The sequence below is a fragment of the Pseudomonas sp. NBRC 111143 genome (assembly GCF_001320965.1).
Taxonomy (GTDB): domain Bacteria; phylum Pseudomonadota; class Gammaproteobacteria; order Pseudomonadales; family Pseudomonadaceae; genus Aquipseudomonas; species Aquipseudomonas machongensis.
This window is the reverse complement of record NZ_BCBT01000061.1, coordinates 1-17,786: the sequence shown is the minus strand read 5'-3', so window position 1 is coordinate 17,786 and position 17,786 is coordinate 1. Positions and strand designations below refer to the sequence as shown.

The following is a 17,786-nucleotide window of genomic DNA, read 5'->3' as shown; positions in this document are numbered from 1 at the left end:
CCAATGTGTGAATTGCTGGGCATGAGTGCCAATGTCCCCACCGATATCGTCTTCAGCTTCACCGGCCTGATGCAGCGTGGTGGGCGTACCGGTCCGCACCGCGACGGCTGGGGCATCGCCTTCTACGAAGGGCGTGGCCTGCGCCTGTTTCAGGACCCGGCCGCGAGCAGCGAGTCGGAGGTGGCCAACCTGGTGCAGCGTTACCCGATCAAGAGCGAAGTGGTTATTGGCCATATCCGCCAGGCCAACGTCGGCAAGGTCTGCCTGTCCAACACCCACCCCTTCGTGCGTGAGCTCTGGGGGCGCAACTGGTGCTTCGCGCACAATGGCCAGCTCGCCGATTTCAGTGGCGAGAAGACGTTCTACCGCCCGGTCGGCGACACCGACAGCGAGGCGGCCTTCTGCGACCTGCTCAACCGCGTGCGTGCGGCATTCCCTGAACCAGTGGAGGTCGAGGCGCTGCTGCCGGTGCTGGTCGAGGCCTGCGCCGGGTATCGTGCGAAGGGCGTGTTCAACTGCCTGCTCAGCGACGGCGACTGGCTGTTCTGCTTCTGTTCGACCAAGCTGGTACATATTACCCGGCGCGCACCTTTTGGTGCCGCACGGTTGAAGGATGTCGACCTGATCGTGGATTTTCAATCGGAAACCACGCCCAATGACGTGGTCACGGTGATCGCCACCGAGGCCCTGACCGAAAACGAGACCTGGCAGCGTTACGAGCCGGGTCAATGGGCCCTGTGGCGGCACGGCGAGTGCGTCGCCAAAGGCTAAGGACAGAGCATGTTCAGAAGTTACCTGCGGTTGCTGCTGTTCACCTTCGGCCTGCTGGCCGGTGTCCAGGTGCCTGGCCTGGTCAAGGACTACAGCCAGCGGGTCGAGGCCCACATGCTCGAGTCGCGCGAAGCGCTGGCGGGTTTCCAGGAAACTGCCGAGCGCTTCTTCAAAGGTGATCTGCAGGCGTTGGTGCGCCATTACCGCACCAGTGACGACCCGGTGTTCAACAGTGACGCCAACAGCATCGAAAGCCTGGTGATTCGCAACCAGTTGCTGGAAAACGAATGGCAGGCGCTGCAAGGCAGTTGGGCCAGCCGCAGTTGGCATGTGCTGGTGCAGGCCGATCCGCAGCTGCGTGAAGAGACGCTCAAGGGCTACAGCTACCAGATCCTGCTGGTGCCCGAGGCGATCGGCTGGGGGATCGCCAGCGGCTTCCTGCTGGCGTTCCTGGTCGAGAGCCTGTTGCTGGGGATCGGCTGGGTGATCCTGGGCGGGCGGCGCCGGGCGGTGAAGGAAAGCTGGCGCTAGATTGCAGCTATTTTGTTGCCGGGGCGGGCCTCATCGCGGGACGAGTCGCAGCGGCGAACCGCCGCTCTCACAGTGTTGGACCTTCGGGAGCTACTGTCCTGTTCAAAATCTAAAGGCCAGCTCAATCCCTGTGGGAGCGGGCTTGTCCCGCGATAGGGCCGACACTGACACTGCCTGGCTCAGACCAGCACGATCCGCTGCCTCCCCACATCCTGCGCATAGCGCCCCAGCACCTGCCGGCACAACCCCACCACTTCATCGACCAGTTCCACCCCGGTCTGCCACGACACCACCAACTCCAGGCTAGGCGGTGGCTGCAGCCCGGTCAGCAGCACCAGCTCGCCGCGTGCCAGCTCTGCGGCGACCAGCGCCGGGGGCAGGGCGCCGATACCGAAGCCATCGCGCAGCAGCCGGGTGATTGCCGACACCGAGTTCACGCAGTTCAGCCGAGGCGTCTCGCTCCCCGCGCTCTGCAGCAGGCTGAACACCTCCTGATGCGGCCGGGAGTTGCGCGAAAAGGTGATGATCCGCTCGCGCGCCAGTTCTGCCAGCGACGCATAGTCGCGATGGTGCGGTGAGCCGGTGGCGACGATCCAGCCCATGGGATAGCGCGCCAGGTCCAGGCTGCGGATGCTTTCCTGGCGCAGCAGGTCGGTCTGCAGGATCACGTCGAGAAACCCCTTCTGCAACTGGTCGCGCAGGTTCAGCGAGGTGTCGGCGACCAACTCGATTTCAACCTGCGGGTAGCGCTCGGTCAACTCGGCCACCAAGGCGCTCATCCAGGTGTGGATCACCGTGTCCATGACCCCCAGGCGGATCCGGCCGACCACCGCCCGTTCGCCGCCCAGCGACTGTTTCATCGCCTTGGCGGTGTCGAGCATGCGCTCGGCGTACTCCAGCACCTTGCTGCCTTCCGGGGTCAGGCTGACACCGCGCGAGTCGCGCAGCAGCAGCTTCACGCCGAGGTCGGCCTCCAGTGCGGCGATGCGGCTGGACACCGAGGCCTGGGTGGTGAACAGCTTCTCGGCGGTGAGGCGAAAGCTCTTGAGCCGGGCGACCCAGACGAAGGTTTCGAGAAATCGCAGGTTCATCGTGTGCTCGCAAGGCTGGGCGATCAGGTTTTCTTGTTCCAGACCGACGGTTTTTCTCGTTGGACGCAGGTTGCGCGGGCTTTGAACAATAGCGTCCAGGCCGCGAACACGCAGTCGTTCCTCAAACAATACCAACAAGCCGAGGCATCCATGAACCCCACCGGCGTACAGCAGCAGGCACCCGCCCGATCTTCGGGCGGGCCCTTTGCCTGGTACCGTGACATCGACTCCCAGCAACGACGCACCTTCTGGAGCTGCAAGATCGGCTATGGCCTGGACGGCATGGACACGCAGATGCTCAGCTTCGTCATCCCCACCCTGATCATGATCTGGGGCATCAGCACCGCCGAGGCCGGCCTGATCCACACCAGCACCCTGATCGCCTCGGCCATCGGCGGCTGGGTCGCCGGTATCCTCTCCGACCGCATTGGCCGCGTACGTACCCTGCAACTGACCGTGCTGTGGTTCGCCTTCTTCACCTTCCTCTGCGGCTTCGCCCAGAGCTACGAACAGCTGCTGATCGCCCGCACCCTGATGGGCTTTGGCTTCGGTGGCGAGTGGACCGCCGGTGCGGTGCTGATCGGCGAGGTGATCCGTGCCCAGGACCGCGGCAAGGCAGTGGGCATGGTGCAATCGGGCTGGGCCATCGGCTGGGGCCTGACCGCGATCCTCTACGCCCTGTTGTTCTCCTGGCTGCCGGCCGAACAGGCCTGGCGTGCACTGTTCCTGCTCGGGCTGTTGCCGGCGATCTTCGTGATCTTCGTACGCCGCATGGTCAAGGACCCGGAGGTCTATCGCGAAGCCAAGCGTGCAGAAAAGCCCGAAGCGCCTTCGCACTTCTACGAAATCTTCGCCTCCGGCATGCTCTGGACCACGATCCGCGCTTCGTTGCTGACCACCGGCGCGCTGGGTGGCTACTACGCCATCACCTCGTGGCTGCCGACCTTCCTCAAGAACGAACGCGGCCTGAGCGTGCTGGGCACCGGCGGCTACCTGGCCATGGTCATCGTCGGTTCCTACATCGGCTATGTGATCAGCGCCTACCTCAGCGACCTGCTGGGGCGTCGCAAGAATTTCATCCTGTTCGCGGTGGGTTCGTTCGTCATCGTCCTGCTGTACACGCAGGTGCCGGTCAGTGACGGCGTTATGTTGTGGCTGGGCTTCCCGCTGGGCTTCTTCGCGTCTGGCATCTTCAGCGGCATGGGGGCTTTCCTCACCGAACTGTTCCCCACGCGCATCCGCGGCTCGGGGCAGGGCTTCTGCTACAACGTCGGCAAGGTGCTGGCGGCGATGTTCCCGCTGCTGATCGGCCTGCTCGGCGAGAAGATCCCTTTGGGCCTGGGCATCGGCGCATTCGCTGCGGTGTCCTATGGCATCGTGATCGTCGCCGCCCTGAGCCTGCCAGAAACCCGCGGCAAAGAACTGAAGGCGCGTTAAGGTAGACCTATGAACAGCACAACAGGAGTTCGACAGGTGAACCGCCTGCTTCTCAATTGCGACATGGGCGAGAGTTTCGGCAACTGGCGCATGGGCCTGGATGCCGAGGTCATGCCCTTCGTGGACTGCGCCAACATCGCCTGCGGCTACCATGCCGGCGACCCTGGCACCATGCGCCGCACCGTGGCCCTGGCGCTGCAGCATGGCGTGACCATCGGCGCGCACCCGGCCTACCCGGACCTGGTCGGCTTCGGCCGCCGTTCGATGGCCTGCAGCGACGACGAGATTCGCGACCTGCTGCACTACCAGGTCGGCGCCCTGGACGGCATCTGCAAGGTGCTCGGTGGTCGTGTGGCCTACGTCAAGCCGCATGGCGCGCTGTACAACGACATGATGGCCGACCCGCAGAAGTTGCGTGCGGTGCTCGAAGCCGTGGCCGCCTACGACGCCGGCCTGCCGCTGATGCTGATGGCCACCGCCGACGACAGTGCTGCACAGGCCCTGGGCGACGAGGTCGGGGTGCCGTTGTGGTTCGAAGCGTTCGCTGACCGCGCCTACACCGCCAGCGGCCACCTGGTGTCGCGCCGCCTGCCCGGTGCCGTGCACCATGACCCGGCCCTGGTGGTCGAGCAGGCGGTGCGCCTGGCGCGTGGCGAGGCCCTGGTGGCCAACGACGGCAGCGCGCTGCGCCTCGATGCCGCTACCTTGTGCGTGCATGGCGACAACGAAAGCTCGGTGGCTGCGGTGCGGCAGATCCGCCAGGCCCTCGATGCGTTGCAGGCATGAGGATGTCGCGATGAAGCCACGTATCGAAGTGGTGGCGATCGACAGCCTCATGGTGCGGCTGTTCGACACCATCGACGAGGCCAACATGCCGTGGATCCTCGCCGCCAACCAGCGCCTGCGTGCAGCGTTCGGTGAGCACCTGGTCGACCTGGTACCGTCCTACACCACCCTGATGCTGCAGTCGAACCTGGTGCCAGGGGAGGCGCGCGCGCGAATTGGCCAGGCGCTGGAAGGTTTGCAGCCGGATGCAGGCCACAGTGGTCGGCGTCACGAGATTCCGGTGTGGTACCACGCCAGTGTCGGCCCGGAGCTGGCGCTGCTGGCTGCGCGCAGCGGCCTGAGCGAAGACGAGGTGATTGGCCTGCACTGCGCGCGTGACTACCCGGTGTTCGCCCTGGGTTTTGCACCGGGGTTCGGGTTCATGGGGCTGGTGGACGAACGCCTGGCCACGCCACGCCTGAGCACGCCGCGCAAGCGCGTTGCGGCCGGTAGCGTGGGCATCGCCGAGCGGCAGACGGCGGCCTATCCTGCGGTGTCGCCGGGTGGCTGGAACCTGATCGGGCGTACGCCGGTGCGTCTGTTCGACCGCGAACGTGATGGCTACAGCTTGCTGCAGCCGGGTGACCGGGTACGTTTCGTGGCGGTGTCGCACACCGAATTCATGGCATTGGGCGGGGATGACCGTCCTTTGGAGGCGCTGGCATGAGGCAGTTGAGAATCGAAGCCAGCACCGCGCTGTGCCAGCTACAGGACGCCGGGCGCCTGGGTGTGCGGCATCTGGGCGTGACCCAGGGCGGGGCGCTGGACTGGGTGGCGATGAACTGGGCCAACTGGCTGCTGGGCAACGCCCTGGACGCGCCCGTGGTGGAGGTGGCGTTGGGTGGGTTGAGCCTGCTCGCCGAGCAGGACTGTGTGCTGGCCCTGGCCGGCGCCGACCTGGACGCCAGGGTCGACGACCAGCCGCTGGCGCCCTGGCGCAGCTTCGCCCTGCACAAGGGCCAACGCCTGACGCTGCGGCAACCACGCCAGGGTGTGCGTGCCTACCTGGCCGCCCCTGGCGGTTTTGTGGGCGAAGCCGTGCTGGGCAGTTGTTCGACGGTGGCGCGTGAAGCGCTGGGGGGCATCGAGGGGCGCGGCGAGGCGCTGGCCAAGGGGCAGGCTCTGCGCTTTGCCGAGGGCGCACCGGCCTTGCGTGAAGTGCCCGAAGCCCTGCGCCCGGAATATCCGGCCAAGCCGGTACTGGACCTGGTGATGGGCGCACAGATCGGCGACTTCAGCGGCACCAGCCTGTTCGAGGCCTTCAACAGCGACTGGACGCTGGACAGCCGTGCCGATCGCATGGGCAGCCGCCTGCTGGGGCCGCAACTGGTCTACCAGGGTGCGCCGATGATTTCCGAGGGGATTCCCTTGGGGGCGGTGCAGGTGCCGCCGGATGGTCAGCCGATCGTGCTGCTCAATGATCGCCAGACCATCGGCGGCTATCCGCGGCTGGGCGCCTTGACGCCACTGGCGCTGGCACAGCTGGCGCAGTGCATGCCAGGGGCGGTGGTGCGGTTCAGGGCGGTGGTGCAGGAGACGGCGTGGCGGGAGCAGCAGGGGTATCTGCAGCGCTGGGCGTGAGCTATCGGGCGCTATCGCGGGGCAAGCCCGCGCCCACAGATTCCCCACTGTTCTCAGGAGCGGCAGGGGGCCTGCGGGCTTGCCCCGCGATAGGGTCGGTACAGGCTACTTGGACAGATACCTCATCGCTTCCTCCAACCCCTGCAAGGTCAGCGGGAACATCCGGTCCTCGACCAGCTCGCGCACCAATTGGGTGGACGCGGTGTAGTTCCAGGTCTGCTTGGGGTAGGGGTTGATCCAGACGATCTTCCTGAATTTCTCCATGAAGCGCTGCATCCACACGTACCCGGCCTCTTCGTTCCAGTGCTCGACGCTGCCGCCCGGCTGGGTGATCTCGTACGGCGCCATCGCCGCATCGCCGACGAACACCACTTTGTAGTCATCGCCGTACTTGTGCAGCAGATCGAAGGTGGAAAACCGCTCGGAGGTGCGGCGCAGGTTGTTCTTCCACACCGATTCGTAGACGAAGTTGTGGAAGTAGTAGTACTCCAGATGCTTGAACTCGGTCTTGCAGGCCGAGAACAGCTCTTCGCAGACTTTCACATGAGCATCCATCGAGCCGCCGATATCGAACAGCAACAGCAGCTTGACCGTGTTGCGCCGTTCCGGACGCATCTGGATGTTCAACAGCCCGGCATCGCGGGCGGTGTGGTCGATGGTGCCGTCGATGTCGAGCTCCTCGGCGGCGCCTTCGCGGGCGAACTTGCGCAGGCGGCGCAGGGCCAGCTTGATGTTGCGCGTGCCCAGCTCGACCTGGTCGTCGAGGTTCTTGTACTCGCGCTGGTCCCACACCTTGACCGCCTTGCCCTGACGCTTGCCGGCCTCGCCGACGCGAATGCCTTCGGGGTTGAAACCGCCGGAGCCGAACGGGCTGGTGCCGCCGGTGCCGATCCACTTGTTGCCGCCGGCGTGGCGTTCCTTCTGTTCCTCGAGACGCTTCTTGAATTCCTCGATCAGCTTGTCGAGCCCGCCGAGCGACTGGATCTGTGCGCGCTCTTCATCGCTGAGCGAGCGTTCGAACTCCTTGCGCAGCCATTCTTCGGGGATCAGCGCTTCCAGGTGGCGGTCGAGGTTTTCCAGGCCCTTGAAATAGGCCGAGAAGGCGCGGTCGAACTTGTCGAAATGGCGCTCGTCCTTGACCAGGATTGCCCGCGCCAGATAGTAGAACTCGTCCATGTCGGCGAATACCACGCGCTGTTGCAGGGCGTTGAGCAGGTCGAGCAGTTCGCGCACCGACACCGGCACCTTGGCCGCGCGCATTTCATTGAACAGGTTGAGCAGCATGGCCAGCCCCTCAGCGGTTGCCGCGACGGCTCATGAAGGCCAGGCGCTCCAGCAGTTGTACGTCCTGTTCGTTCTTGACCAGGGCACCGGCCAGCGGCGGGATGGCCTTGGTCGGATCACGCTCGCGCAGCACCGCCTCACCGATGTTGTCGGCCATCAGCAGCTTGAGCCAATCGACCAACTCGGAAGTGGAGGGCTTCTTCTTCAGGCCCGGCACCTTGCGCACGTCGAAGAATACGTCCAGCGCCTCGCTGACCAGCGACTGCTTGATGTTCGGGTAGTGCACATCGACGATGCGCTGCAGGGTCTCGCGGTCAGGGAAGGCGATGTAGTGGAAGAAGCAGCGGCGCAGGAAGGCGTCGGGCAGCTCTTTTTCGTTGTTGGAGGTGATGATGATGATCGGGCGCTGTTTCGCCTTGATGGTCTCGTCGATTTCGTAGACGTAGAACTCCATCTTGTCGAGTTCCTGCAGCAGGTCGTTGGGGAACTCGATGTCGGCCTTGTCGATCTCGTCGATCAGCAGGATGACGCGCTCATCGGCCTCGAAGGCTTCCCACAGCTTGCCTTTCTTCAGGTAGTTGCGCACGTCGTGGACCTTGTCCACGCCCAGTTGCGAGTCGCGCAGGCGGCTCACCGCATCGTACTCGTAGAGGCCCTGGTGGGCCTTGGTGGTGGACTTGATGTGCCAGGTGATCAGGCGTGCACCGAAAGATTCGGCCAATTGCTCGGCCAGCATGGTCTTGCCGGTGCCTGGCTCGCCCTTGACCAGCAGCGGGCGTTCGAGGGTGATGGCCGCGTTGACCGCCAGCTTCAGGTCGTCGGTGGCGACGTAGTTGCGGGTGCCTTCGAATTTCATGGAGCCGATCCTCTGCGGGGTGTCGATGGCGGCCTCATCGCGGACAAGCCCGCTGCCACAGGGGGAGGGTACCTTGTGGGAGCGGGCTTGCCCGCGAAAAGGCCGACACCGAGAACTCATGTCTATGATGTGCCCCGACTATAACGCGGCCCCAGGCCGCTGCAAACGCAGACCGGGTATTCAGTCGCTGAATGGCCCGTCACCCGCGTTTCAGTCAGTCTTGGGCGGCGGCTGCTCGTAGCGGGCGTTGAATGCCTGGACGAAACCATTGCGCAATATCTGCAGGAACGCTTCGAATGCGCTGATGTTCTGTTGATGCACACTGCCGCTCAGTTCGACGCGGGTGGCGAACTGATTCTTCGGCTGGTTCTTCAGCACCGTTTCACTGGCACCGACCACCGCCTCCCAGATCGAGCGGAAGAAGCCTTTGTCCTTGTTTTCGACATCCTGCTGCCAGTCGAACACATCGACATCGCGCAGCAACGGCTTGATATAGCCATTGAGCCTACCGTTCTCGGCCTGGGCCTCGATCACCACGTCACCATGCCCGGCATTGAAGTCGAACTTGCCATAGGCACTGGCGAAGTCGTTGAGCCGGCGCAGTTCGATGCCGGTGGCGCGCAGACGGAACTCGAAGTCATCGAAGTCGCTGAACGGGTCGAAGGTGGCGCGGCTTTCGACCTTGGCATCGCCGGCAATCAGCGCGTCGGCCTCGAAGCTGGCGTCGCGTCGGCCTTTTTCGTCGCGCACGTTGGTCAGGTTGCGGATGCTGGCCTGGAGCTGTGTGGCCTTGAGGTCCACAGGCGGCTTGGAGTTGAAGTTGCGAAAGGTCAGGGTGCCGTTTTCGATGCGCACTTCGTTGAGCGTAATCGGCAGCAGTTTCTCCAGTTGCTGGCGCCAGTCGGTGCCCTGGCCGGTCTGCGAGTTCTGTTTGCTGCCGCCATCGACGAAGTTGAGCTCGGGCCGCACGAAGGCTACCTCGGCGACCACGGCCTGGTCGTACCACAGCGAATGCCAACTGACTGACAGGTCGATCAGCGGCGCATCGAGCAGCGGCACGGGCACTTTGCCGGTGGTCTTGACGATCTTCAGCCCGTTGATCTGGTAGGCGCCGCGCCACCAGGCGAGGTCGACGTCGGCGACTTCGCCGCGGTAGTCGCCCATGTCGGCGAGCTTTTCGTTGAGGTAGTCGCGTACCAGGTAGGGCAGGGCCAGGTGCAGGGCCACCAGCAGCACGATCAGGCCGGCCAGGCCGATCAGCGGCCAGCGATAACGGGCTTTCATCGCAAGCTCTCCAGGGCAGGTTGTGCGGTTGACCGCCAGGCGCCGGGCTTGGTTCGAACGGACTTTACGGGTTGCCGGGGCAGGCTTACCCTTGAGGCTTTCCCGCCTGTTTCCAACGATTCAAGGACCCCTGCCATGAGCCGTATCTACGCCGACAACGCCCACTCCATCGGCAACACGCCGCTGGTGCAGATCAACCGCATCGCCCCGCGCGGGGTGACCATCCTGGCCAAGATCGAAGGGCGCAACCCAGGGTATTCGGTGAAGTGCCGGATCGGCGCGAACATGGTCTGGGACGCCGAAGGCAGCGGCAAGCTCAAGCCGGGCATGACCATTGTCGAGCCCACCTCGGGCAACACCGGCATCGGCCTTGCCTTCGTCGCTGCGGCGCGCGGCTACAAGCTGATGCTGACCATGCCGGCCTCCATGAGCCTGGAGCGGCGCAAGGTGCTCAAGGCGCTGGGCGCCGAGTTGGTGCTGACCGACCCTGCCAAGGGCATGAAAGGGGCGATCGAAAAAGCCAACGAGATCGTCGCATCCGATCCTGCGTTGTATTTCCAGCCAGGGCAGTTCGAAAACCCCGCCAACCCCGCAATTCACGAGAAGACCACCGGGCCCGAAATCTGGAACGACACCGACGGCGCCGTTGACGTGCTGGTCGCAGGTGTCGGCACCGGCGGCACCATTACCGGCGTGTCGCGCTACATCAAGCACACCCAGGGCAAGCCGGTGCTGTCGGTGGCCGTGGAGCCGGTGGCTTCGCCGCTGATCAGCCAGACCCTGGCCGGCGAGGAACTCAAGCCCAGCCCGCACAAGATCCAGGGCATCGGCGCAGGCTTCGTGCCGAAGAACCTCGACCTGTCGCTCGTCGACCAAGTCGAGCAAGTCACCGATGAAGAGTCCAAGGCCATGGCCATCCGCCTGATGCAGGAGGAGGGGATCCTGTGCGGCATTTCCTGCGGCGCGGCGATGGCGGCGGCAGTGCGCCTGGCAGAAAAGCCGGAGATGCAGGGCAAGACCATCGTGGTGATCCTGCCGGATTCGGGCGAGCGTTACTTGTCGAGCATGTTGTTCAGCGACATGTTCAGCGAGCAGGAAAACCAGCAGTAACGCCAGGTCCACAGCGCAGTCAGCAAGCCGAGGAGTGCTGATCCGGGTCAAGCGACCTTGATCTTCATCCTCGCGCTTGCCGCTTGTGACTTGCAGCGGCCTTCGATGGGTTTATCATGTCCGGCTATCTGGGGATGGCCTGATTTCCCCTCAAGGAGTGTTGCATGACCTTTTCCTTCGTCGCCAAGGCGGGTGTCCTGCTGGTGTTCTTCGGCAGTGTGCTGTTCGTGCACCTGCGCGGCAAGGCACGCCTGCCGGTACTGCGCCAGTTCGTCAACCATTCGGCGCTGTTCGCTCCCTACAACAGCCTGATGTACCTGTTCTCCGGTGTGCCTTCCAAACCTTACCTGGATCGTCAGCGCTTCCCCGAGCTGGATGTGCTCAAGAATAACTGGCAGGAGATCCGCGAAGAGGCGATGCGCCTGTTCGACGAGGGGTATATCCGCGCAGCCGAAAAAGACAACGACGCCGGCTTCGGTTCGTTCTTCAAGAAGGGCTGGAAACGGTTCTACCTGAAATGGTACGACAAGCCACTGCCGTCGGCCGAGGCACTGTGCCCGCGTACCGTCGAGCTGGTCAGCAGCATCCCCAACGTCAAGGGTGCAATGTTCGCCCTGTTGCCTGGCGGTAGCCACCTGAACCCGCACCGCGATCCATTTGCCGGCTCCCTGCGCTATCACCTGGGCTTGTCCACGCCCAACTCCGACGACTGCCGCATCTACGTCGACGGCCAGGTCTATGCCTGGCGTGACGGCGAAGATGTGATGTTCGATGAAACCTATGTGCACTGGGTGAAGAACGAAACTGACGTGACGCGGGTGATCCTGTTCTGCGACGTCGAGCGTCCGCTCAACAGCCCGCTGATGACCCGCATCAACCGCAAGGTCAGCGCGTTCCTTGGCCGCGCCACCGCGCCGCAGAACACCGACGACGAGCGGGTGGGTGGGATCAACCAGGCCTACGCCTGGAGCAAGCGCTTCAGCAACCGCATCAGCACCCATGTGAAGCAGTTCAAGCGCTCCAACCCCAAGGCCTACCGCATCCTGCGGCCGGTGCTGGCGGTGGTGGTGGCCTATCTGCTGTATCGCTGGTTGTTCTGATTCGCCGCGGCCTTCTTCGCGGGCTTTCCGCGAAAAAGGCCGCCCGATCACCTAGGGTGTTGCCCAGCCCCGCATTCACGGATATATTCCGAAACATTCATCTTCCCCGAAGACTTGTTCATGCCAGCCAGACCTTCCACCACTGCCTTCGTTCTCGCGCCTGTCGCGGGCGTTGTCGTGCGTGGCAGCCAGCAGCCGGCCATGATCAGTCACTACCCACCACCTGTCAGTGGCGTCGTCGGCGGCGTATCTGCGCCCCGCTGCGTGGTCGTGCTGGGCTGATCGGCGTTCTCGCCGGCCCAAGCGCACTCGCAACCTACTGAACACGGTCGGCCTCTTTCCTCGCTGAAGCGCGCCCACCGTTTGGCTCTTGCCCAATATTCAGGTGGCAATACATGTCTGTCCTTTCGAAAGCATCCGTGGCCTCGGCGGCCACCACCAGCCTGTTCGTCCTGCTGTGGAGCAGCGGGGCGATCGTCTCCAAGCTCGGCCTGGCCCAGGCCAGCCCCTTCGCCTTCCTGCTGCTGCGCTCGGCATTGGCCCTGGCAGGGCTATTGCTGATCGGCCCCTTGCTGAGGTTGCGCTGGCCGCGCAGTCGCGGCGGTATCCTGCGCGCCCTGGGGACCGGGTGCGTGCTGCTCGGTGCATACCAGATCTTTTACCTGCTGGCGCTCAACACCCACGTCACCCCTGGTGTCATGGCCACGGTCATGGGGGTGCAACCGATCCTCACCGTGGTGCTGATGGAGCGCCAGCGTTCATGGAGCCGTTTGTTTGGCCTGGGTCTGGGGCTTGGCGGGTTGGTGATGGTGGTCTACCAAGGCATCAACCTGGGTGGGGTTTCCCTGGCCGGAATGCTGTTTGCCCTGCTGGCGCTGACCAGCATGACGTTCGGCTCGATCCTGCAGAAGCGCATCACCGACAACCCGATGGGAACCTTGCCGCTGCAATACCTGGCGGGGTTTGCCCTGTGTGCGGTGTTTGCGCCGTTCCAGCCGCTGCATGTCGAATGGAGCGCCAGCTTCGTAGGCGCCCTGCTGTGGATGGGATTGGTGGTGTCGTTGCTGGCGACGCTGCTGCTCTACCGGTTGATCGCCCGAGGCAACCTGGTCAATGTCACCAGCCTGTTCTACCTGGTGCCAGCGGTGACCGCAGTGATGGATTTCCTCATCTTCGGTAACCGCCTGGCGCCGCTGAGCCTGCTGGGGATGGGGCTGATCGTGGTGGGGTTGCTGTTCGTGTTCCGCAAGCCTGGGGTGAAGATGGCCGAGGCCTGAATACCGCCTGCGGCGGTACGGTTTCAGGCACGCGCCGGCCGCAGCACCAACCACAGTGCTGCGGCAATCAGGATCCCGCCATACAGGTGCGCCATCGACAGCGGCTCATCCAGCAACCACGCCCCCCACAGCACCCCGAACACCGGAATCAGGAAGGTCACGGTACTGGCCTTGACGGGTCCGATCTCGTTGAGCAGGCGGAAGTACAGGATGTAGGCGAAGGCCGTGCACACCAGCCCCAGGCCCAGCAACGACAGCCACACCGACCAACCACCCCAGCTGGCGGGTGGTTGGGTCAGTGCGCTCCAGGCAAACAGCGGGCTGAGCAGCAAGGTCGCTCCCAGCATGCTGCCCAGGGCCGACAGGCGGCTGTCCAGGCCGCCGATCCAGCGGCGGGCGAGAAAGCCGGCGAAGCCATAGCAGGTGGTCGCCGCAAGGCACGCCAGGGCGCCTTGCACCAGGGCCATGTCCAGCGCCACCGGGCCTGCACCGCTGAGGATGCCGACGCCGAACAGGCCAAGGAAGATCCCGCACAGTTTGGGCAGGGTCATGCTTTCGCGGAAGAACAACGCGCCGATCAGCACGCCCATCAGGGGTGTGGTGGCGTTGAAGATTGCCGAATACCCCGCTGGCAGTACCTGCGCGGCGACCGAATAGAAGGTCGCCGGAATGCCCGAGTTGATCATGCCCAGCACCAGGCAGGCGCCGAGCTTGCCCTGGAAGTCCCAGCGCACCCTGGCTGCGGCGAGGATGCCGATCAGGCCGAGGCAGGCGATGGAGACGCGAAAGAAGGCGGTCGGTACCGTACCCAGTTCAGGGGCGATGATGCGCATGAACAGGAAGCTCGCACCCCAGACGGCAGCAAGGGTCAGCAGGCGGGCGAGGGCGATGGGGCTCACGGGTATCTCCGGGTTCTGGGCAGGGGCGCGAGTGTACGTCAGGTGTCGGGGCGTTTCTTGTGCTTTCTTGCTTTGGCAATTGGGTTGGCCCGCGAAAAGACCGACACCCGACTAAGCTCTTTTCATTCCGCCACCCACCGAGCCTCTCACCATGCCCCAGCCCTGGCCCGCCGCAGCCATCGCCCGGATGATCCTCGATGGCTTCGACAACTACCGAGAACACTTTCGCCGCATCACCCTGGGCGCCCGCGAGCGTTTCGAACAGGCGCAATGGCAGGCGATCCAGCAGGCCGCTGCTGCGCGGATCAACCTGTACGAGGAGAAGGTCGCCGAGGTCAACGGCTGGCTGCGCGAAGGTTTCGACGCCTCGCTGCTGCTGGACGTGGAGCACTGGCCGCTGGTCAAGAGCGCCTACATCCGCCTGATCGACCCGCGCCTGGACGATGAGCTGGCCGAGACCTGGTACAACTCGCTGTTCTGCAGCCTGTTCAGCCACGACCTGATCAGCGACGGCTGCATGTTCATCCACACCACCCGCCCGGCCATGCGCAGCCACGAGCGCGCGGCACAGACCCGCACCTACCACTTGCGCGACGGCCTGGGTGGTCTGTTGCGGGGGATCCTTGCCGACCAGGCTTTCGAGGTGCCCTATGGCGACCTCGACGCCGACCTGGCGCGCCTTGAGGAGCGACTGCGTGAATGCCTGCCCGACTGGGTATGCAAGGACCCGGCGCTGGCCGTGGAGCTGTTTTCCTCGGTGCTGTACCGCAACAAGGGCGCCTATCTGGTCGGGCGTCTGTACACCCGTGACGAGCAGTGGCCGCTGGTGATCCCGCTACTGCATCGCGAGGGCCATGGCATCGAGGTCGACGCGCTGATCACCGATGAGGCCGAGGTGTCGATCATCTTCTCGTTCACCCGCTCGTACTTCATGGTCGATGTGCCGGTGCCGGCGGAGTTCGTCAACTTTCTCAAGCGCATCCTGCCGGGCAAGCACGTTGCCGAGTTGTATACCTCGATCGGCTTCTACAAGCATGGCAAGTCGGAGTTCTACCGCGCGTTGATCAATCACCTGGCCAGTACCGACGACCGTTTCGTCATGGCACCCGGCGTGCGCGGCATGGTGATGAGCGTGTTCACCCTGCCGGGCTTCAATACCGTGTTCAAGATCATCAAGGATCGCTTTTCACCCTCCAAGACCGTCGACCGAGCGACGGTGATCGAAAAATACCGTCTGGTGAAAGGTGTCGACCGCGTGGGGCGCATGGCCGATACCCAGGAGTTCGCCGATTTTCGCTTCCCGGTGGCCAAGTTCGAAGCCGATTGCCTGGCCGAGCTGCTGGAGGTCGCGCCCTCGACGGTGGTCGTGGAGGGTGACAGCGTGCTGATCCGCCACTGCTGGACCGAACGGCGCATGACGCCGTTGAACCTGTACCTGGAGCAGGCCAGCGAGGCCCAGGTGCTCGAAGCCTTGGAGGACTACGGGCTGGCGATCAAGCAACTGGCGGCGGCGAACATCTTTCCCGGCGACATGCTGCTGAAGAACTTCGGCGTTACCCGGCATGGGCGGGTGGTGTTCTATGACTACGACGAGATCAGCTATCTCACCGAAGTGAATTTTCGCCATATCCCGCCGCCGCGCTACCCGGAGGATGAGATGTCTGGCGAGCCGTGGTATTCGATCGGGCCGCACGATGTGTTTCCCGAGGAGTTTCCGCCGTTCCTGTTCGCCGATATCGGCCAGCGGCGGTTGTTCAGTCGGCTGCATGGGGAGTTGTATGACGCGGACTACTGGCAGGGATTGCAGGGGGCGATACGGGAAGGGAAGGTGATCGATGTGTTTCCCTATCGGCGCAGGGGCAGGTGAGGGGTGTCAGTTGAGTCGATGGTGGCCTTTTCGCGGGCTTGCCCGCGAAAAGGCCACCCCGATCCTCACCCCTTGAGGCACTTCAGCTCACTGAAGTCACGACGTACCTTGGCCAGCCGGTCCAGCAGAAACTGCCGCTGCGCCGGGCTGCTCTGCTGCATCAGGTCGACCAGCAGGCTGCGGGCCTGCAGCTCGGTGTTCTCGAAGGCCATGCGGTAGGCCGGTGACCACAGGCTCTCCTTGCGCTGCAGCAACTGCGCCAGACGGGGCTCGAACGCTGGCGAATGGCGTTGTTCCATGGCCAGCAGCAACTGTTGCTGCCAGGCCTGGCGATTGGCGATCCATTCGCTGTTCTGATCGCCGAGGGCCTGGGACCAGGTCATCACCCGCAGGCGCTGGCGGGCATTGAGCTCGCCCAGCCACGGCGTCAGGCGTTTCTCCATGCGCGTGGCACGGGCCTGGATCTGTTTGGGTAGCGGGGTGTCGACGTATTCCTTCTGCCGCTCGGCAATGTCGTCGCTGAATGCCTTGCGCATTTCACCGACCTGCGCGTCGCTCATGCCGCGCAGCAGTTCGGCGGCGGAGGGGGTGATCTCTTCAGCGACCCGGCCGATGGCCTGGCGCGCCTCGGCAGTGCGCTGCTGCAGGGCCTGGTCGGTCACGCCCTGGTTGGCGACCATCAGGCGCACCTTGTCGAGCCAGTCGAGGTAGCCGGGCAGTTGTGTCTTGCAGTGCCAGGCCAGGTGGCCCTTGAGCCGTTCGTCGAGCAGGGCCTTCTGCTGGCGATTCATGTCCAGGTAGTCGCCCAGCGACCAGGGCACCAGCCGGTCGAGGTTGCGATAGGCGAGGTCGATACGGCTGCAGGCCGCGAGCGTGAAGGCAAACGCGAGAATGAGCAGCAGGGCTCTGGGCAGACGGACAGGCATGAGCGAATCCTTGCAGGTTGCTTGCCAGGCAATAGATGCGCGCCGCGCTCGGCGGTTCCCACGGATCGGGCAGCCGGGCAGCTTCAGGTGTAGAATAGCCGCCTTGTCTTGAGGAACATCGGAAATGGCTCTGCTTGGGCGTTACAACAGTTTGCAAATCGTGAAACACGTGGAGTTCGGTCTTTACCTGGACGGCGGCGCCGACGGCGAGATCCTCCTGCCCAGGCGCTACTTCCCCAAGGACGCCGAGCTTGAGCTCGACGACTGGCTGAACGTGTTCATCTACCTCGACAGCGAAGACCAGCTGATCGCCACCACCGAGAAACCCAAGGTGCAGGTCGGTGAGTTCGCCAGTCTCAAGGTCAAGGACATCAACGGTGCCGGCATCTTCCTCGACTGGGGCCTGTCCAAGGACTTGCTGATGCCCTACTCGGAAGAGGCGCAGCAGTTGAAGATCGGCGATTACTGCGTGGTGCACGCCTACCTCGACAAGCGCACCCGGCGCATCACCGCCACCGCGCGCCTGGACCGCTACCTCGACCGTACGCCGGCCGACTACAAGGCGGGCCAGCCGGTCGAGCTGCTGGTGGCGGGCGAGACGCCGATGGGCTTCAAGGCGATCATCAACAACCGCCACTGGGGCCTGATCCACAAGAACGAGGTGTTCAAGTTCCTGCGCTCGGGCATGCACGAGAAGGGCTTCATCAAGGAAGTGCGCCACGACGGCAAGATCGCCCTGAGTCTGCAGCCGGTGGGCGCGGCCTTGGCCGACAGCCTGCAGGAGCAGATCCTCAAGCGCCTGGACGAAGCCGGAGGCGTGCTGCCGGTGTGCGACAAGAGCGCCCCGGAAGTGATCGCCAAGCTGTTCAACGTCAGCAAGGGCAATTTCAAGAAGGCCATCGGCGGGCTGTTCAAGCAAGGGCTGATCGTCATCCATGACGATCGTA

Annotated in this window: 18 protein-coding genes; 12 read left to right on the top strand and 6 right to left on the bottom strand. The window is 64.1% G+C overall.

Features of this window, described 5'->3' with window-relative positions:
- Positions 1-3 precede the first annotated feature (3 nt).
- Together APH44_RS24625 and APH44_RS24620 are read left to right on the top strand one after the other, a co-directional pair.
- On the top strand, positions 4-771 hold the full coding sequence (locus APH44_RS24625; protein ID WP_054895027.1) for a class II glutamine amidotransferase: 768 nt from the start codon (positions 4-6) through the stop codon (positions 769-771).
- Positions 772-780: 9 nt separating this feature from the next.
- Complete coding sequence (locus APH44_RS24620; RefSeq protein WP_054895026.1) at positions 781-1,302, top strand: DUF2937 family protein; 522 nt, start codon at positions 781-783, stop codon at positions 1,300-1,302.
- 179 nt (positions 1,303-1,481) lie between these two features.
- Here APH44_RS24620 and APH44_RS24615 read toward each other — a convergent pair whose 3' ends face one another.
- Positions 1,482-2,393 carry a LysR family transcriptional regulator gene (locus tag APH44_RS24615; protein WP_054895049.1) on the bottom strand — a complete coding sequence of 304 codons (912 nt, stop codon included), beginning with the start codon at positions 2,391-2,393 and terminating at the stop codon, positions 1,482-1,484.
- Between the two features lie 150 nt (positions 2,394-2,543).
- Between APH44_RS24615 and APH44_RS24610 the strand changes: the two genes are divergently transcribed.
- The 4 genes from APH44_RS24610 to APH44_RS24595 are packed head-to-tail and all read left to right on the top strand — an operon-like array spanning position 2,544 to position 6,236.
- Positions 2,544-3,830: an MFS transporter gene (locus tag APH44_RS24610; protein WP_054895025.1), complete on the top strand. Its 1,287-nt coding sequence runs from the start codon at positions 2,544-2,546 to the stop codon at positions 3,828-3,830.
- A gap of 9 nt (positions 3,831-3,839) precedes the next feature.
- Positions 3,840-4,616 (top strand): 5-oxoprolinase subunit PxpA, encoded by a 777-nt coding sequence (locus APH44_RS24605; RefSeq protein ID WP_054895024.1) that lies wholly within the window; start codon positions 3,840-3,842, stop codon positions 4,614-4,616.
- A 10-nt stretch (positions 4,617-4,626) separates the two neighbouring features.
- Entirely contained in the window at positions 4,627-5,322 is a 696-nt protein-coding gene (gene pxpB / locus APH44_RS24600; RefSeq protein ID WP_054895023.1) for a 5-oxoprolinase subunit PxpB, read from the top strand.
- The gene (locus APH44_RS24595; RefSeq protein ID WP_054895022.1) at positions 5,319-6,236 is read left to right on the top strand and encodes a biotin-dependent carboxyltransferase family protein; all 918 of its coding nucleotides are present in this window, start codon (positions 5,319-5,321) and stop codon (positions 6,234-6,236) included. Before pxpB ends, APH44_RS24595 begins: the two co-directional genes overlap by 4 nt.
- A gap of 105 nt (positions 6,237-6,341) precedes the next feature.
- Here the strand turns inward: APH44_RS24595 and APH44_RS24590 are convergent, their stop codons facing one another.
- The 3 genes from APH44_RS24590 to APH44_RS24580 all read right to left on the bottom strand — a co-directional run bounded on the left by APH44_RS24590 (position 6,342) and on the right by APH44_RS24580 (position 9,660).
- Positions 6,342-7,520, bottom strand: coding sequence for a VWA domain-containing protein (locus APH44_RS24590; RefSeq protein ID WP_054895021.1), 1,179 nt, complete (start codon positions 7,518-7,520; stop codon positions 6,342-6,344).
- 10 nt (positions 7,521-7,530) lie between these two features.
- Positions 7,531-8,376, bottom strand: coding sequence for a MoxR family ATPase (locus APH44_RS24585; protein WP_054895020.1), 846 nt, complete (start codon positions 8,374-8,376; stop codon positions 7,531-7,533).
- A gap of 210 nt (positions 8,377-8,586) precedes the next feature.
- Complete coding sequence (locus tag APH44_RS24580; RefSeq protein ID WP_054895019.1) at positions 8,587-9,660, bottom strand: DUF748 domain-containing protein; 1,074 nt, start codon at positions 9,658-9,660, stop codon at positions 8,587-8,589.
- Positions 9,661-9,795: 135 nt separating this feature from the next.
- Between APH44_RS24580 and cysK the strand changes: the two genes are divergently transcribed.
- From cysK to APH44_RS24565, 4 genes are all read left to right on the top strand, one after another.
- Positions 9,796-10,770, top strand: a complete 975-nt coding sequence (gene cysK, locus APH44_RS24575; RefSeq protein ID WP_054895018.1) for a cysteine synthase A — start codon at positions 9,796-9,798, stop codon at positions 10,768-10,770.
- 164 nt (positions 10,771-10,934) lie between these two features.
- Entirely contained in the window at positions 10,935-11,870 is a 936-nt protein-coding gene (locus APH44_RS24570; RefSeq protein ID WP_054895017.1) for an aspartyl/asparaginyl beta-hydroxylase domain-containing protein, read from the top strand.
- A 120-nt stretch (positions 11,871-11,990) separates the two neighbouring features.
- Positions 11,991-12,152 (top strand): hypothetical protein, encoded by a 162-nt coding sequence (locus tag APH44_RS30150; protein ID WP_172964784.1) that lies wholly within the window; start codon positions 11,991-11,993, stop codon positions 12,150-12,152.
- Between the two features lie 113 nt (positions 12,153-12,265).
- Positions 12,266-13,147, top strand: a complete 882-nt coding sequence (locus APH44_RS24565; RefSeq protein WP_054895016.1) for a DMT family transporter — start codon at positions 12,266-12,268, stop codon at positions 13,145-13,147.
- A 23-nt stretch (positions 13,148-13,170) separates the two neighbouring features.
- Here APH44_RS24565 and APH44_RS24560 read toward each other — a convergent pair whose 3' ends face one another.
- A complete protein-coding gene (locus tag APH44_RS24560) occupies positions 13,171-14,046 on the bottom strand; it encodes a DMT family transporter (protein ID WP_054895015.1) in 876 nt (291 codons plus the stop codon).
- 151 nt (positions 14,047-14,197) lie between these two features.
- On the opposite strand from APH44_RS24560, the gene aceK reads away from it, so the two are divergent.
- Positions 14,198-15,913 (top strand): bifunctional isocitrate dehydrogenase kinase/phosphatase, encoded by a 1,716-nt coding sequence (aceK, locus tag APH44_RS24555; protein ID WP_054895014.1) that lies wholly within the window; start codon positions 14,198-14,200, stop codon positions 15,911-15,913.
- A gap of 65 nt (positions 15,914-15,978) precedes the next feature.
- Here the strand turns inward: aceK and APH44_RS24550 are convergent, their stop codons facing one another.
- On the bottom strand, positions 15,979-16,839 hold the full coding sequence (locus tag APH44_RS24550) for a DUF6279 family lipoprotein (protein ID WP_054895013.1): 861 nt from the start codon (positions 16,837-16,839) through the stop codon (positions 15,979-15,981).
- Positions 16,840-16,963: 124 nt separating this feature from the next.
- Between APH44_RS24550 and APH44_RS24545 the strand changes: the two genes are divergently transcribed.
- Positions 16,964-17,786: S1 RNA-binding domain-containing protein (locus tag APH44_RS24545; protein WP_054895012.1), on the top strand; the 823-nt coding region annotated here is incomplete at its 3' end.

Excerpts from the sequence above, each read along its gene's own strand:
- APH44_RS24625 (WP_054895027.1), top strand. The coding sequence starts at position 4 with ATGTGTGAATTGCTGGGCATGAGTGCCAATGTCCCCACCGATATCGTC.
- APH44_RS24620 (WP_054895026.1), top strand. The coding sequence starts at position 781 with ATGTTCAGAAGTTACCTGCGGTTGCTGCTGTTCACCTTCGGCCTGCTG.
- APH44_RS24615 (WP_054895049.1), bottom strand. The coding sequence starts at position 2,393 with ATGAACCTGCGATTTCTCGAAACCTTCGTCTGGGTCGCCCGGCTCAAG.
- APH44_RS24610 (WP_054895025.1), top strand. The coding sequence starts at position 2,544 with ATGAACCCCACCGGCGTACAGCAGCAGGCACCCGCCCGATCTTCGGGC.
- APH44_RS24605 (WP_054895024.1), top strand. The coding sequence starts at position 3,840 with ATGAACAGCACAACAGGAGTTCGACAGGTGAACCGCCTGCTTCTCAAT.
- pxpB (WP_054895023.1), top strand. The coding sequence starts at position 4,627 with ATGAAGCCACGTATCGAAGTGGTGGCGATCGACAGCCTCATGGTGCGG.
- APH44_RS24595 (WP_054895022.1), top strand. The coding sequence starts at position 5,319 with ATGAGGCAGTTGAGAATCGAAGCCAGCACCGCGCTGTGCCAGCTACAG.
- APH44_RS24590 (WP_054895021.1), bottom strand. The coding sequence starts at position 7,520 with ATGCTGCTCAACCTGTTCAATGAAATGCGCGCGGCCAAGGTGCCGGTG.
- APH44_RS24585 (WP_054895020.1), bottom strand. The coding sequence starts at position 8,376 with ATGAAATTCGAAGGCACCCGCAACTACGTCGCCACCGACGACCTGAAG.
- APH44_RS24580 (WP_054895019.1), bottom strand. The coding sequence starts at position 9,660 with ATGAAAGCCCGTTATCGCTGGCCGCTGATCGGCCTGGCCGGCCTGATC.
- cysK (WP_054895018.1), top strand. The coding sequence starts at position 9,796 with ATGAGCCGTATCTACGCCGACAACGCCCACTCCATCGGCAACACGCCG.
- APH44_RS24570 (WP_054895017.1), top strand. The coding sequence starts at position 10,935 with ATGACCTTTTCCTTCGTCGCCAAGGCGGGTGTCCTGCTGGTGTTCTTC.
- APH44_RS30150 (WP_172964784.1), top strand. The coding sequence starts at position 11,991 with ATGCCAGCCAGACCTTCCACCACTGCCTTCGTTCTCGCGCCTGTCGCG.
- APH44_RS24565 (WP_054895016.1), top strand. The coding sequence starts at position 12,266 with ATGTCTGTCCTTTCGAAAGCATCCGTGGCCTCGGCGGCCACCACCAGC.
- aceK (WP_054895014.1), top strand. The coding sequence starts at position 14,198 with ATGCCCCAGCCCTGGCCCGCCGCAGCCATCGCCCGGATGATCCTCGAT.
- APH44_RS24550 (WP_054895013.1), bottom strand. The coding sequence starts at position 16,839 with ATGCCTGTCCGTCTGCCCAGAGCCCTGCTGCTCATTCTCGCGTTTGCC.